At 64.8% G+C, this 14,419-nt stretch carries 13 protein-coding genes; 8 read left to right on the top strand and 5 right to left on the bottom strand.

Features of this window, described 5'->3' with window-relative positions; genetic code table 11:
* Window positions 1-10 precede the first annotated feature (10 nt).
* The 8 genes from J2X62_RS01680 to J2X62_RS01645 all read left to right on the top strand — a co-directional run bounded on the left by J2X62_RS01680 (window position 11) and on the right by J2X62_RS01645 (window position 8,443).
* Window positions 11-1,240, top strand: coding sequence for a cation:proton antiporter (locus J2X62_RS01680; protein WP_052053762.1), 1,230 nt, complete (start codon window positions 11-13; stop codon window positions 1,238-1,240).
* Window positions 1,241-1,288: 48 nt separating this feature from the next.
* Entirely contained in the window at window positions 1,289-1,978 is a 690-nt protein-coding gene (locus J2X62_RS01675) for a response regulator transcription factor (RefSeq protein ID WP_032393256.1), read from the top strand.
* Complete coding sequence (locus J2X62_RS01670; protein WP_201009648.1) at window positions 1,975-3,084, top strand: sensor histidine kinase; 1,110 nt, start codon at window positions 1,975-1,977, stop codon at window positions 3,082-3,084. The genes J2X62_RS01675 and J2X62_RS01670 overlap by 4 nt, the downstream gene beginning before the upstream one ends.
* 51 nt (window positions 3,085-3,135) lie before the next feature.
* Window positions 3,136-3,795, top strand: coding sequence for a response regulator transcription factor (locus tag J2X62_RS01665; protein WP_310176722.1), 660 nt, complete (start codon window positions 3,136-3,138; stop codon window positions 3,793-3,795).
* A gap of 1 nt (window position 3,796) precedes the next feature.
* Complete coding sequence (locus tag J2X62_RS01660) at window positions 3,797-5,212, top strand: HAMP domain-containing sensor histidine kinase (protein WP_236253845.1); 1,416 nt, start codon at window positions 3,797-3,799, stop codon at window positions 5,210-5,212.
* Window positions 5,213-5,335: 123 nt separating this feature from the next.
* Entirely contained in the window at window positions 5,336-6,700 is a 1,365-nt protein-coding gene (locus J2X62_RS01655) for an MFS transporter (protein WP_032372988.1), read from the top strand.
* 25 nt (window positions 6,701-6,725) lie between these two features.
* Complete coding sequence (locus J2X62_RS01650) at window positions 6,726-7,664, top strand: TAXI family TRAP transporter solute-binding subunit (protein WP_201009647.1); 939 nt, start codon at window positions 6,726-6,728, stop codon at window positions 7,662-7,664.
* A gap of 86 nt (window positions 7,665-7,750) precedes the next feature.
* The gene (locus tag J2X62_RS01645; protein ID WP_032393394.1) at window positions 7,751-8,443 is read left to right on the top strand and encodes a ZIP family metal transporter; all 693 of its coding nucleotides are present in this window, start codon (window positions 7,751-7,753) and stop codon (window positions 8,441-8,443) included.
* A 31-nt stretch (window positions 8,444-8,474) separates the two neighbouring features.
* On the opposite strand, the gene araA is transcribed toward J2X62_RS01645, so the two are convergent.
* The 5 genes from araA to yjfF are packed head-to-tail and all read right to left on the bottom strand — an operon-like array spanning window position 8,475 to window position 14,416.
* The gene (gene araA, locus J2X62_RS01640) at window positions 8,475-9,959 is read right to left on the bottom strand and encodes an L-arabinose isomerase (protein WP_032393257.1); all 1,485 of its coding nucleotides are present in this window, start codon (window positions 9,957-9,959) and stop codon (window positions 8,475-8,477) included.
* 36 nt (window positions 9,960-9,995) lie between these two features.
* On the bottom strand, window positions 9,996-10,673 hold the full coding sequence (locus J2X62_RS01635) for an L-ribulose-5-phosphate 4-epimerase (RefSeq protein ID WP_032393258.1): 678 nt from the start codon (window positions 10,671-10,673) through the stop codon (window positions 9,996-9,998).
* The gene (gene araB, locus J2X62_RS01630; protein WP_032393259.1) at window positions 10,670-12,343 is read right to left on the bottom strand and encodes a ribulokinase; all 1,674 of its coding nucleotides are present in this window, start codon (window positions 12,341-12,343) and stop codon (window positions 10,670-10,672) included. The genes J2X62_RS01635 and araB overlap by 4 nt, the downstream gene beginning before the upstream one ends.
* Window positions 12,333-13,394, bottom strand: coding sequence for a LacI family DNA-binding transcriptional regulator (locus J2X62_RS01625; protein ID WP_230591075.1), 1,062 nt, complete (start codon window positions 13,392-13,394; stop codon window positions 12,333-12,335). The genes araB and J2X62_RS01625 overlap by 11 nt, the downstream gene beginning before the upstream one ends.
* Window positions 13,391-14,416: a galactofuranose ABC transporter, permease protein YjfF gene (gene yjfF, locus J2X62_RS01620; protein ID WP_080729065.1), complete on the bottom strand. Its 1,026-nt coding sequence runs from the start codon at window positions 14,414-14,416 to the stop codon at window positions 13,391-13,393. The genes J2X62_RS01625 and yjfF overlap by 4 nt, the downstream gene beginning before the upstream one ends.
* Window positions 14,417-14,419: the final 3 nt, after the last annotated feature.

The raw sequence follows: 14,419 nt of genomic DNA, 5'->3' as shown, positions 1-14,419 counted from the left end.
GGGTACACCGATGACCGCACTGGCTCAATCACTGCTGTGCTGCGTCGGCGTTGTCGCACTGTGGTCACTGGTGTCCGCGAAGCTTGCGTCGTGGCGAGTGAGCGCACCTCTGGCGATCGCGTCGGCGGGCGCAGTGGTCGGTTGGTTCTTCGGGCCCGAGATCGTGACGGTGCTGAACTATCACGTCACCGAGCAGATCGTCGAACTCGTTCTGGCTGCACTGCTGTTCTCCGATTCCCTCAGGGTCGAGGGAAAGATGCTGGGGAGCTCGCCCTCGGTGTCGCTTCGGCTACTTCTTCTCGCACTACCGCTGAGCCTTGCGTTGGCGGCGAGTGCCTCATGGTTCCTGTTGCCCGAGTACGGCTTTGCCGTCGCACTGCTGATCGCGTGTGTGATCATGCCCATCGACATGGCTCCAGCGACGGCAATTCTGACCGACAATCGGCTCACGCGCGGCGTGCGGTCGGCGCTCAACGTCGAGTCGGGGTACAACGACGGGGTCGTTGCTCCGATCTTCGTGTTCGCGCTCGCCATGATCACCGCGACGAGTGTCGACAGCGTGACCACATCGATCGGGAAAGCGCTGCTCGCCAGCACCGTGTCGCTACTCGTCGGCAGCGCCATCGGCCTTACCTTCGGATGGGCGATGAAGGTGGCCCTGCGACGGGGGTGGACCACCACGAGCTCGTTGTCCATCGGCGTGCTCGCTGTCCCTCTCGTGACGTTCTCGGTGGCAATCCTTCTGCACGGCAACGGTTTCGTCGCGGCATTCGTGGCAGGAGTTGCCGTGCACCTGTGCGCGCGCTCCGAACTCCACCCGCACACCGCCCTCACCGAACAGTTCGTGGAATGCACGTCCCTCGTAGTGTGGTTCGTATTCGGCGCGGTGGCCGCGTACATCGTCTACCTCGGTCTCGACTGGCGCATCGTCGTCATCTCGGTGCTGGCCTTGACCGTGGTGAGACTGGTGCCGGTGTGTCTGGCGCTCGTGGGCTCACGATTGGGCGTCGTCGATCGGCTTGCGTCGTCGATCCTCGGTCCGCGCGGGATCACGACCATCGTGCTGGGATTGTTGGCGTTCAACGCACTCGACGACGACATCGGGTTGATCGTGTTGCAGGCGATGATCGTCACCATCTCCCTCAGCCTGCTGATGCACGGATTGGGCTCGTCCTTCATGGTCCGGGTGTTGTCGCGTGCACGGTTTCGTTCGCCGCACACCAGCAGCGCCCTATGCTGATCGTGTTCGCGGGCCCGTGACTGTTCGATGATCTACAGGAGTGCTGTCGTGGGTGATACCAAGAACGTCAGAGTCGTCGTCGTGGACGACGAGGCGCTCGTCAGATCGGGTTTCGAGCTCATCCTCGGTGCCGCGCCCGGCATCGACGTGGTTGCCACGGGCGACGCGGCCGACGCCCTCGATCTCGTCGTCGGAACGGAACCCGATGTCGTGCTGCTCGATATCAGGATGCCCGGTCGCAACGGGCTCGACGTCCTCGCCGACATCCTCGCATTGCCGCAGCCGCCCGCAGTGGCGATGCTGACCACCTTCGACTCGGACGACTTCATCATGCGTGCACTCGACACCGGTGCCGCAGGCTTCCTGGTCAAGGACACCGATCCCGAAGAGTTGCCGAGACACATCAGATCGCTTGCCGCTGGTGGAATAGTCCTGTCGCCGACCGTCGGACGCACCGTCGTTCGTGGGTTTCTCGGAGCGGCCCGTGATTCGACCGAAGCCCGAAAGATCGCGCGGCTCACCGAGCGTGAGCGTGCCGTTCTCGTGCGCGTGGTGCACGGCGACTCCAATGCGGAGATCGCCGCCGCACTGTTTCTCGGCACCGGAACCGTCAAGGATCACGTCAGTGCGATCTTGTCGAAGTTGGAGGTCTCGACGCGGGTGCAGGCGGCCTTGATAGCCGAGCGGGGTGGATTGTCGGCGGGCGGGTCCACTTCGGTTGGGGGCGAGTCGCAGTGAGCACTGTGCAGGCTGTTCGGCGTGCGACCGAGCGGCGATCGGGTGTGATTCTCGATGCGGTGTTCGTCGTTCTTTCTTTCGCCGATGGACTGCTCACGTTGCCGGATCCGACCACGGCGGAAGTTGCCGTCGCCCTCCTCACCCCGGTGCTGTTGTTCGGGCGCAGACGATTTCCGGTACTCGTATTCGTACTGACGCTGCCCGGTCTGGCAATGGGCGTCACGTTGCTGGCGGCAGTGTTCTCACTCGGGACGGTGGCGTTCGTCGTTCGCAGTCGCGTGGCCGTGGGTTGTTGCGGCGCAGGTATGTTCGCGGCCAGCATGGCGTGGGTGACGACGGACTCCTCGTTCGAGTCGGTCGTCGCGATCACCCTGGCGGCCGGCGCGTACGCCTCGGCCCCGGTGGCCCTCGGTCAGCTGATTCGAGCGCAACGCGATCTGAAGCAGCAATTGAGCGAGTTGCACCAGGCTCGCGAGCGAGATCGGACTGCGCAGGCCGAACTGGTGCTGTCGACCGAGCGCGCACGTCTGGCGCGAGAAATGCACGATGTGGTCTCGCATCAGGTGAGTTTGATCGCGGTTCAGGTCGGTGCCCTGATGGTCAGCAACGACGATCCTGCGGTCAAAGCCGCCAGCCGGACCATTCGGTCGCTTGCGGTGCGAACACTCGAGGAGCTGCGGCAGATGGTCAGTGTCCTGCGGGCGTCGGGCGGCGAGGCCGACGGAATCGATCCGCAGCCGGCCATTTCCGATCTCTCGGCGCTGGCGGCTGAATCCGAGTTGGACGTCGAATTGACCGTGCACGTGGAGTCGGATGTGCCGAGTTCCGTTCAGCGTGCTGTGTATCGAATCGTCCAGGAGGGGCTGACCAACGTTCGCAAACATGCTCCGGGCTCGAAAGTCGATGTCACCGTGAATGAAGTCGACGAATCGGTGACGGTACAGGTTGCGAACACGGCTCCCACGCTGCCGCCGCTCGCATTCCCGTCGTCGCGGCACGGACTCGTAGGACTCGCCGAGCGGGCGGAATTGTTGGGTGGGCACGTCTCGGCCGCCGCGACGGTGCACGGCGGTTTCACCTTGCGGGTCGTCCTTCCGATCGACTGATCAGCGTCGGCCTGCAACGCCCGTCGGCCGTCGTGGCCTAATCTCGAGGCGATGCGAATAGCGGTGGTGGAGGACGACGACGGCGTCGGCGACGCGTTGATAGACGCGCTGACCGAGGTGGGGCACGACCCTGTCCGGATGCGCCGCGGTGCCGACCTGCTGCTCGGGTACCACGGCATGGGTGTCGTTCTCCTCGATCTCGGCTTGCCCGACATGGACGGCCTCGAGGCGCTTCGTAAGCTGCGGACCCTGAGTTCGGTGCCCGTGGTGGTGCTGACCGCGCGGGACGACGAGCGGTCGGTGGTCCGAGCGCTGCGCGCGGGGGCGGACGACTACGTCGTCAAGCCCGCTCGGTTGGGGGAGTTGCACGCGAGGCTGGAAGTGGCGGCGCGGCGTCGGAGCGCAACGAGTGATGCGGCGGTGGATCGGCTCGAGTTGGGCGACGTGGTCGTCGATCTCGTCGGGCGCAGCGTCGAAGTCGACGGGCGAGACATCGGGCTGACCACCAAAGAGTTCGACCTGCTCGCGCACCTGGCGACTCGGCGTGGCGAAGCGGTGAGCCGCGAACAGCTGATGGATGCGATCTGGGGCGATGCGTACGTGGCGATCTCGCGATCGCTCGACGTGCACATGACGACGTTGCGTGCCAAGCTCGGCCGACCCGGGACCATCGCCACGATCCGCGGCTTCGGCTACCGCTGGGACGGCTGACGTGCGGCGCCGGGTTCTCGTGGTGCTGATGGTCTACTCGGCCGTCGTCGTTCTCGCGCTGTCGGTTCCGCTGGGATTGTTGCTGGGGCGCGAACGCGCCCAACGATTCGGTGAGAATCGAGCTGCCGCTGCAACGTACTTCGCGGAACTGAGCTCCCGGGAGGACGAGTCGGGTGATTCTCGAATCCGAGAGTCGGTGCAGCGCTACAACGATCTGTACGGCGAGGGGATCGTGGTGGTCGACCGCACCGGAGCGGTCCGTGCTGCATCGGGTCTGGATACGACGCGCGCCGACGTCCAACAGGCGGTGGCCGGTGCGCTACGCAATCAACGCGGTGGCCTTCCGTCGAGTGTGACGCCGTGGTCGCCGTCGTCGGTACTGGTGGCTGCACCGATCGGTGGGGGAACGCAGGTCGACGGTGCCGTGGTGATCGCAGCCTCCACCGACGCGGCCCGCCGGGATGTGGCGATCGGGTGGGCGGTGATCGCTGTCGGTGCGCTGCTGATCTTGGCCACGGTGGCGCTGATCGCAGCTGCGTTGTCGCGCTGGGTCGTTCGTCCACTGACGTCGTTGTCGATGCGAGTCCAATCGTTCGGCGACGCCTTTCACGATCGCCGGCCTCTCGACGACTCGCCACGTCTCGAGTCGGACGCACACGTCGGTCCGCCCGAGGTTCGAGCGCTCTCGCGTGCGTTCGACGCGATGGCAGACGATGTGGAGAACGCGACCGCTGCGCAGCGCCGTCTGGTGGCCGACACCGCTCACGCGTTGCGTAACCCGCTGGCGGCATTACGGATTCGACTGGACGTGTTGGGAATGCGGGTGCCCGAATCGGTCGCCGAAGCGCACCAGCGAACGACACTGGAGGTCGATCGGCTCGACTCCGTCGTCGAGGATCTTCTCGTTCTCGCTGCTGCCGAGACGCCGGTCCTGCATCGCGAGACCGCGTGCGACGTACTGTTCGTGCTCACCGACAGAGTCCGATTCTGGTCGAGCGCACTGACAGTGGCCGGGCTGACCGTCCATGTCGCGGATCCCGACCCGGGAGCCGATCACACTGCTGCGGTACCGGAGGAAGACCTGGTGCGCATGCTCGACGCGATCCTGAGCAACGCGACCAAGTACGCCGGTTCGGGAGCGGATGTCGACATCGACTGCCGAGCCGGCGACAATCACGTCGTGGTGTCGATCACCGACACCGGCCCGGGTGTATCCGCTGCCGAATTACCGATGATCGCGGACCGGTTCTTTCGGGCATCTAGTGCTCACGGGACCGGAACGGGGCTCGGCCTGGCAATAGTTGCGGCCCTGATCGAACGAGTGGGAGGACGCCTCGAGGTCGACGCTCATCGACCGTCCGGTTTGATCGTCCGAATGCTGCTCCCGCGTCACGGCTCGAGCGGGTCCTTGTCCTAAGGGAGTGTTAGGAAACGCGAAACAGCTTGGTTCTCGCTGTGCTGGGGGTCACAGTAGAAGGACTTCGGTTGCCGTCACGCGTTCGGCGACCCACCCGCAAGCTATCTGTGGAAGGACCTGCCCATGGCCAACGAGGCCACTTCGACCGCTGGTTCGTCTCGTGCGAACCCGCCGGTCTCGTCTCCCGCAGCCACCCGCCGCGCCGTCTACAACACACTGCGTGGGTCGTCGGGCAACCTCGTCGAGTGGTACGACGTGTACGTCTACACCGTCTTCGCGACGTATTTCGAGAATCAGTTCTTCGATTCGGCGGACAAGAATTCGACCATCTACGTCTACGGGATCTTCGCGGTCACGTTCCTGATGCGTCCGGTCGGTTCGTGGTTCTTCGGACGCTACGCAGACCGGAACGGTCGCCGAGCTGCACTGACATTCAGTGTCTCGCTGATGGCGGCCTGCTCGATGGTCATCGCGTTCACCCCCGGCCGGGAGAGCATCGGTGTATGGGCCGCGGTCATTCTGATTCTGTGCCGTCTGGTGCAGGGCTTCGCCACCGGTGGTGAGTACGGAGCGTCGGCGACATACATGTCCGAGGCCGCCACTCGTGAGCGTCGCGGATTCTTCTCCTCGTTCCAGTACGTCACGCTGATCGGTGGCCACGTTCTGGCGCAGGTCACGCTGCTGCTCATGCAGGTCTTCTTCGAGCGGGAGCAGATAGAGGACTTCGGTTGGCGCATAGCGTTCTTCATCGGTGGCGTCGCCGCAGTGGTTGTCTTCTGGCTGCGCCGCAGCATGGACGAGTCCCTGACGAAGGATCAGCTCGAGGCAGTTCGTAGTGGTGCCGATCAGGCGTCCGGATCTCTCAAGGAATTGGTCGGAAAGCATTGGCGCGCTCTGCTGATCTGTTTCATGGTGACCGCCGGTGGCACCATCGCGTTCTACACCTACAGCGTCAACGCACCCTCGATGATCAAGGCAGCGTACGAGGACCGCGGAATGACCGGGACCTGGATCAACCTGTTCGGGCTGATCTTCCTGATGTTGCTGCAGCCCATCGGCGGCTTGATCAGTGACAAGGTGGGACGCAAGCCTCTGCTGGTCTTCTTCGGCGTCGGTGGCGTGCTCTACACCTACGTGCTCATCACGTATCTGCCGTCGGCGACGTCGGTGGTGCAGTCACTGGCGCTGGTCTGCGTCGGCTACGTCATCCTCACCGGCTACACCTCGATCAACGCGATCGTCAAAGCCGAATTGTTCCCCTCGCACATCCGCGCCTTGGGAGTCGGCCTCGGTTACGCGCTGGCGAACTCCGCGTTCGGTGGTACCGCTCCGTTGATCTACCAGGCCGCGAAGAACGGTGGGCACGTCGGGTGGTTCATTCTGTACGTGACCGTCGTCATCGGTATCTCGCTCCTGGTGTACATCTTCGTGCTGCGGAACAAGACCGAGACCGTCCTCGACAGGGAGCAGGGCAAGGCCTTCGCGTGACCTGTGACGACTTACAGTGAGTGACATGCTCCGGCCCGCTGCGTTGTTCTCCCGAAGAACAGCTCTGCGGGCCGGTGTCGTGTCGCTGACCGCGGTGGCCATGGGAGCCTGTGCCACGGACCCGCCGATGCAACTGCGCCTGGCGGCGGGCGAGGTGGGCGGCTTCTTCTGGGAGTTCTCCGGCTTGCTGTCCGACGCGGCTGCCGGACTGTCGGAGGTCGAGGTAGTGCCGCTCACGACATCCGGTTCTCTCGACAACCTCGACGCGTTGATCTCCGGTCGTGCCGAACTGGCGATGACGCTGATCGACGCCGCCTACAGCCACCCGAGTACCGACCTGGCCGCGGTCGGATGTGTCTACGAGAACTACTTTCAGGTCGCTGTGCGGGCGGACTCGACCATCCTCGCAGCGAGCGATCTACGGGGACGACGAGTGAGTACCGGCGCGCCCGGATCGGGGGCGACGGTTCTCTCGCATCGGATCCTCGACGCGGCCGGCGTCTCGGGACCGGATGCAGTTCGTGAAGTTCAATTGTCGATGAAGGCGGCTGCGACCGCGTTGTCCGACAACGAGATCGACGCGGTGATGTGGGCGGGTGGATTGCCGACCCCGGCTTTCGCCGAGCCGAGTAGCGAGATCCGGTTGCTCGAATTGGGCAGTCTCGTTCCGAACCTGCGTCGGGCGTTCGGCACCGCGTACGAGGCGGTCCCGGTTCCGGCGAACGTGTACGGCTCGCACCCGGAGGTGACGACCGTCGGAATTCCGAATCTGCTGTTGGCCCACCCCGATGTGCCGAACCGAGTTGTCGCCGCACTGGTGAGCGTTCTGCTCGACCGATCGTCGGCCCTGGTCCCCGGGCAAGCGATCGGCAGCCAATTTCTCGACGCACGCTCACTGGTCATGACGGGCGGTATTCCTCTGCACCCCGGGGCCGAAGAGGAATACCGCGCTCGACACGGTTAGACGGCCGTGCACGGTTTGTATCTCGGTCGCTCCGGACATCCACAGTGGGTGACCGAGCAGTCTTCGTTCGACCGAGTGAGGCACGCGTGAATGCGTTCGGAGCAGCACTGTACGGGGCCGGAACGGCCCTGCCGTTGGTGATCGGGGCCGCTGTCGGCCTGTGCTGGTCTCTACCGAAACGAGTACTCGCGGCCATGATGGCGTTCGGCGCGGGCACGATGATCGCGGCGGTGTCCTCGGAATTGTTCGAGCCCGCCTTTACCCAATCCGGCATCATCACCGCCGGTGCTGCGTTGTTCGCGGGTGCGGGGGTGTACGTGGTCGCGAACCACCTCATCGAGAATCGGCTGGGGCCGGCGGCAATCGGGTGGGCATTGATGCTTGGAACAGTGCTCGACGGCGTTCCGGAGAACACCGCGTTGGGTGTGTCACTGACCAGTGGCGGTGGCCTCGTGCTCCTCGTCGCCGTCGCCGTCGGCAATGTTCCCGAGGCTGTCGGCGGTGCCGCTCTGATGCGAGATCAACACAACTTCGGCCGAGCCCGCGCCCTCGGGTTATGGAGTGTGACTGCGGTTGTCCTGGTACTGGTGACCGTGGCGGGGTTCCTGCTCTCGGACGTCATCCCTGCTACCGGGATATCGGCAGTGCAGGCATTCGCCGGCGGTGCGACCTTGGCGGTGCTGGCCGATTCGTTGATGCCCGAGGCGTACCGAGACGGCGGCTGGTGGGTGGGAATGGCCACCGCCGCGGGTTTTCTCGTCGCTTTCGGTCTGGGCTGACCGCCGCGGCCGTAGCCGCGGCGGCCCGGACTCACAACCTCGCTGCGAGTCGGTGGTAGGCCGCATTCCATCGGAGAGTCTGCTGGAACCCACGCGTCGTGGTGCCGGAATCGATAGCGAGCAGCTCGACACCGATCATGTCCGAGAATGCCTCCAGCACAGGCAGACCGATGGCGGTGCTCAACACCGTGTGGTGGGGTGCGCCTGCAGTCAACCACGATTCGGCCGACACCGACAGCGAGGGCTGCGGTTTCCACACTGCGCATGCCACGGGTAGTTTCGGCAGCGCCTCGTCGGGCTCGACCACGTCGATCACGTTGGCCGTCAATCGGAATCGCTCACCGACGTCGGACAGTCCGACGACGACGCCATGCCCCGGATCGGCGGTGAATCGCAGCCGCACCGGATCCTCGCGGCCGCCGATCGAGAGTGGATGAATTTCCAGTGTGGGGCGAGACGTCGTGATGGACGGGCACACCTCCAGCATGTGTGCACCGAGGATCTTCTCCTCACCGGGGACGAGGTGGTAGGTGTAGTCCTCCATGAAGGACGTACCGCCCTCCAGTCCCTCGGCCATCACCTTCATGCCGCGCAACAACATCGACGTCTTCCAGTCGCCCTCGCCGCCGAAGCCGTAACCGTCGGCCATCAGTCGCTGCACCGCCAATCCCGGCAACTGACGCAGGCCGCCGAGGTCCTCGAAATTGGTGGTGAACGCCTTGAACCCGCCGTCGGTGAGGAACTGCCGCATTCCCGCTTCGACGCGTGCGCCGTAGCGGAGGGAGTCGTGACGATCCCCGTCCTTGTCGAGGCTCGGTGCGATGTCGTAGAGCGACCGATACTCGTCGACGAGTTCCGAGACGGCCGACTCGCTGACGCTGTCGACCACGTCCACGAGATCGTTGACGCCGTAGGTGTTCACGGAGACGCCGAACCGCAGCTGCGCCTCCACCTTGTCGCCCTCGGTGACCGCGACGTCGCGCATGTTGTCGCCGAAGCGGGCCAGTTTCAGCGAACGCAATTCGGCCCGGCCGAGTGCCGCGCGCGCCCACTGCTCCGCCCGCGTCCGTACCGACGGATTGTCGACGTGGCCCGCGATGGTGGTGCGCAGTACGCCGACCCTGGACTCGATGTGCCCGAACTCGCGATCACCGTGCGCAGCCTGGTTCAGATTCATGAACTCCATGTCGATCGTGGACCAGGGCAACGACATTCCGGCCTGCGTGTGCAGGTGCAGCAGTGGAACATCGAGCGCGTCCAAGCCTGCGATCCACATCTTGGCCGGCGAGAAAGTGTGCATCCAGGTGACGACGCCGATGCAGTCCTCGGCGGCGTTGGCCTCGCGCATGCACCGCAGGATCGCGGACGCGTCGAGCAGCACCGGCTTCCAGACGACGGATACCGGTAGTGCGCCGTCGAGTTTGTCTGCGATCTCCCGTGACTGGACTGCTACCTGCTCGAGCGTCTCGGGACCGTAGAGGCCTTGGCTGCCGGTGAGAAACCATACTTCGGACATGGAGAATGTACCTTCCGTGGAAAAATGTGGCGCTGATCAGCGCTGGCCGTAGACGTTCTGGTAGCGGTCGTAGAGTGCGTCGACCGACGCGCGGGGGATGGGAAGTGGTTGTCCCAGTTGATATGACAGGTGCACCGATCGGGCCACGTCCTCGCACATGACCGCCGCTTTCACCGCAGATCGGGCCGACGGGCCAACGGCGAAGACGCCGTGGTTCTGCATGAGTATTGCCGGAGAGCGGCTGCCTGCGAGGGTGTCGACGATGCCGCGCCCGATCGAGTCGTCGCCGATCACGGCGAACGGACCCACCGGAATGTCGCCGCCGAATTCGTCGGCGCACATCGTGGTCACGACCGGAATGGGTTCTCCTCGTGCGGCCCACGCCACCGCGTAGGGCGAATGAGTGTGCACCACACCGTTGATATGGTCGAGGTGCCGATAGACGTATGCCTGCGCCTCGGTGTCCGAGGACGGCGCGTGGTCTCCTTCGACCACTCGACCGTGCAGATCGCACACCACCATGTTGCCCGGTGTCAGGTCGTCGTAGGAGACGCCGCTCGGCTTGATGACCATGAGGTCTCGACCGGGAACGCGCGCGGACACGTTGCCCGCCGTCCACACGACCAAACCGTAGCGCACCAGTTCCGCATGCAGTGCGCACACGTCCTTGCGAATCTCCTCGACGACCTCGCGAACATCGTCGACAACTGTCATTTCGCTTCCAGCTTCCTCGTCAGGGCTGCGCGACGCAGTGATCGCAGCCGGCGCATGGTCGGTACGTCCCGACCGAAGCGATCGTGCAGTTCCAGGTAGATCTCGTACAGCGAGTCGTATGCCTCCGAGCGGGACTCGTCCGGAACGAATGCACCGCGGCGGACCTTGCCCATCGACTTCGACGCCACCGGCACGTCCGGGTAGCAGCCTGCGGCCACTGCCGCGTGGATGGCGGAGCCCAAGGCGGGGCCCTGTGCGGACGCGATGACGGACAACGGCATACGTAGCACGTCGGCGTAGATCTGCATCAGCAGTGGGTTGCGGGCCAGACCTCCCGCCACGACGAATTCTTCGACGGGAACGCCGCTGTCGCGGAACGTCTCGACGATGACGCGGGTGCCGAATGCCGTTGCCTCGAGCAGTGCGCGGTAGGTGTCCTCGGGCCGCGTCGCAAGCGTCGATCCGATGACCAGGCCGGACAGTTCGTGATCGACCAGGATCGACCGATTGCCGCTGTGCCAGTCGAGCGCGACCAGACCGTGCTCGCCCACCTCTTGGGCCGACGCGAGCCGCGTCAGGTATTCGTGCACGGACTCGCCTGCGGCAGTTGCCGCTTCACTGTAGGACGCGGGAACTCCGGTGCGGGTGAACCACCCGAAGATGTCGCCGACCCCACTCTGGCCGGCCTCGTACCCGTACGACCCAGCGACGATGCCGCCGTCGACGACGCCGCACATACCCGGAACGTCGTTCAACACGGTCGAACTCATGACGTGGCAGGTGGATGTTCCCATGATGGCGACCATGCGGCCCGATTCGACGGCACCCGCAGCCGGGGCCGTGACGTGCGCATCCACGTTGCCGACCGCGACGGCTATCCCCTCGGGCAATCCCGTCCATGCCGCGGCCTCGGCGGTCAACGTGCCTGCACGCGAGCCCAACTCGCCCAGCGGTTGGTCGAGTTTCTCTGCCACGAACCCACCGAACCCGGACGCGAGCTCGGTGAGGAAATCGACGGAAGGATACTTGCCGTCCTGATAGATGCCCTTGTATCCCGCGGTGCAGGCATTACGCACGTAATTTCCGCACAGTTGCCAGACGATCCAGTCGGCCGCCTCGACCCACCGGTCCATGGCCTCGTAGATCTCGGCGTCCTCCTCGTGAATCTGCAGCGCCTTGGCGAATTCCCATTCCGAGGAGATCAAGCCGCCGTAGCGGGGGAGCCAGCTCTCTCCGCGACGGGCGGCCAGTTCGTTGATCCGGTCGGCCTGTCCCTGCGCCGCATGGTGTTTCCACAGTTTGACGTATGCGTGTGGGCGATCGACGAACCGCGGGTCTTCGCTGAGCGGCGTGCCGTCCGCGTAGGTCGGCACCATGGTGCATGCGGTGAAGTCGGTCCCGATGCCCACCACCTGCTCCGGCTCGATGCCCGCGGCGGCCATCGCAGCGGGGACGGCGCGGCGTAGGACGTCGCGATAGTCGTCCGGCACCTGCAGAGCCCACGCGTCGGGTAGTCGGACGGTACTGCCGGGCAGGGTTTCCTCGAGTACGGCGTGACTGTATTCGTGTACGGCAGATGCAATTTCGGCACCATCGGACACACGGACGACTACGGCACGGCCGGAGAGAGTGCCGTAGTCCACTCCTACCGTGTAGCGGTCATTGGACATGCGATTCTCCTTGTTGCGGTGCAACGGTTGTGGTCGGTTTCGGTGCAGTGGTGCTGGACGATCGAACGACGAGTTCAGGATCGATGGACGCCTCGGGCGCGGCAGTGTTGTCCAGTGCCGCGCGCAGGACGTCGATCGCGCGTCTGCCGACTTCGGTGAAGTCCTGGCGGACCGTCGTCAGTGGTGGAATCAGGAAAGCAGCCTCGGGGATGTCGTCGAATCCGACGACGGCGAAGTCCTCGGGCACACGGCGGCCGCTCTCGTGGAAGGCGCGCAGCAAGCCGAGGGCCATCTGGTCGTTGGCACAGAATGCGGCCGTGACGGTGTGGTCCTCGGCGAGGCGGAGCCCGTTCTCGTAGCCGCTGCGTGCGGACCAGTCGCCGCGCAGGACCGGTGTCCACGCCAGCCCGGCCTCGTCGAGCGCATCCTGCCACCCTTGTTCACGGCCGCGGGATTCGGTCCATCCCTGCGGTCCGGACAGATGCACGATGCGTTCGTGGCCTGCCTCGATCAGGTGTCGGGTGGCCAATCGAGCGCCGCCGACCTGATCGATGCCCACGGTCCAGGTCGAGGTGGTGGGGTCACCTTCGACGACCACGACGGGTACCACGGACTCCTCGGAACGAGCCGCTGCCACAGCGTCGTCGGTGGCGGCGATCAACACGATGCCCTCGACGCCCTGGTCGTGCAGGTGATGCAGTGCGCCGACGAGTTCGTCGTGTGTCAGCGTTGCGAGACTGACTGCGCTGACGGAGAATCCGGCATCACGTGCCGCGCTCTGCACGGTGCGATGCGTGGTGCTCGGCCCCCAGAACCCGCCTTTGGAGCCGATGATTCCGATCGACGCGGACCGTTTGGTGACCAACGCCCTGGCGGCACGATTGGGACGATAGCCCAGTTGATCGATGGCATTCTGTACCCGGTCGCGGGTTTCGGGGCGTAAGTTGTTCTGGCCGTTGATGACCCGCGAGACCGTCTGATGGGATACCCCGGCCAATCGGGCGACGTCGGTCATGACGGGTGCCTTACCGTCGATCCCTGTGTTGGTCACCTCTTTCTCGCCGTCAGCAGACGTTGGGCGAGAACGAACACCAGGAGCAGCACTCCGATCGTGATTCGCGTCCACCACGAGCTCAGGGTTCCGTCGAAGGCGATGAAAGTCTGTATGGCACCGAGGATCAGGACTCCCACCAGCGATCCGAGGACGTACCCGCGCCCGCCGGTGAGCAGCGTTCCGCCGATCACCACCGCGGCGATAGCGTCGAGCTCCATGCCGACGGCGTTGAGGCTGTAGCCCGACAGTGCGTAGAAGGAGAACAGTAGGCCGGCGAGCGCTGCGCAGAATCCGCTGATCGTGTAGACGCCGACTTTCACGGCCGCCACCTTGAGCCCCATCAGCAGCGCGGACGCTTCGTTGCCACCGATGCCGTAGACCGAACGTCCGAAACGAGTGCAGGCCAACACGTATGCAGCAATCGCCACCGTGACCAGCGCGATCACCACGCTCCAGGTGATGGTGTAGCCGCCGGGTAGTTCGATGACGGCGAATGCGATCGAGGAGAACGTGTCGTCGGTGATCGGGATCGACTCGACACCGATCATGTAGCACAGGCCCCGGGCGAGGAACATCCCCGCGAGTGTGGCGACGAACGGCTGAATCTGCAGATAGTGGATGAGGGCACCCATGACGGTGCCGAGCACGGCACCGCACAGCAACACCACGGCCATGACCAGCAGCGGTGGCCAGCCCAATTGCAGTGTGCGCGCTGCGATCATCGTCGACAGTGCGACGACGGACCCGACGGAGAGATCGATTCCGCCGGTGAGGATGACGAAGGTCATCCCTACGGCGAGGACGATGAGGAACGAGTTGTCGATCAGCAGTGACAGGAACACCTGTGGATCGGCGAAGCCGCTGTAGCGGAATTCGCCGAGTCCGAACAGACCGACGAACAGCGCGAACGTGGCGATGACCGGCAGAAACCGAGACGGTGGGGAGTACCGCTTCACGCGGTCCCAGGTCGAGGGCGCGGTGCTCGGTGCTGCCGCGGTGGTCGTGGGGGGAGCAGTCATGAG

The sequence above is a fragment of the Rhodococcus sp. 3258 genome, assembly GCF_031456475.1.
GTDB lineage: Bacteria > Actinomycetota > Actinomycetes > Mycobacteriales > Mycobacteriaceae > Rhodococcoides > Rhodococcoides fascians.
The sequence above is the reverse complement of the archived record's forward strand: the minus strand, read 5'-3'. Positions and strand labels throughout refer to the sequence as shown.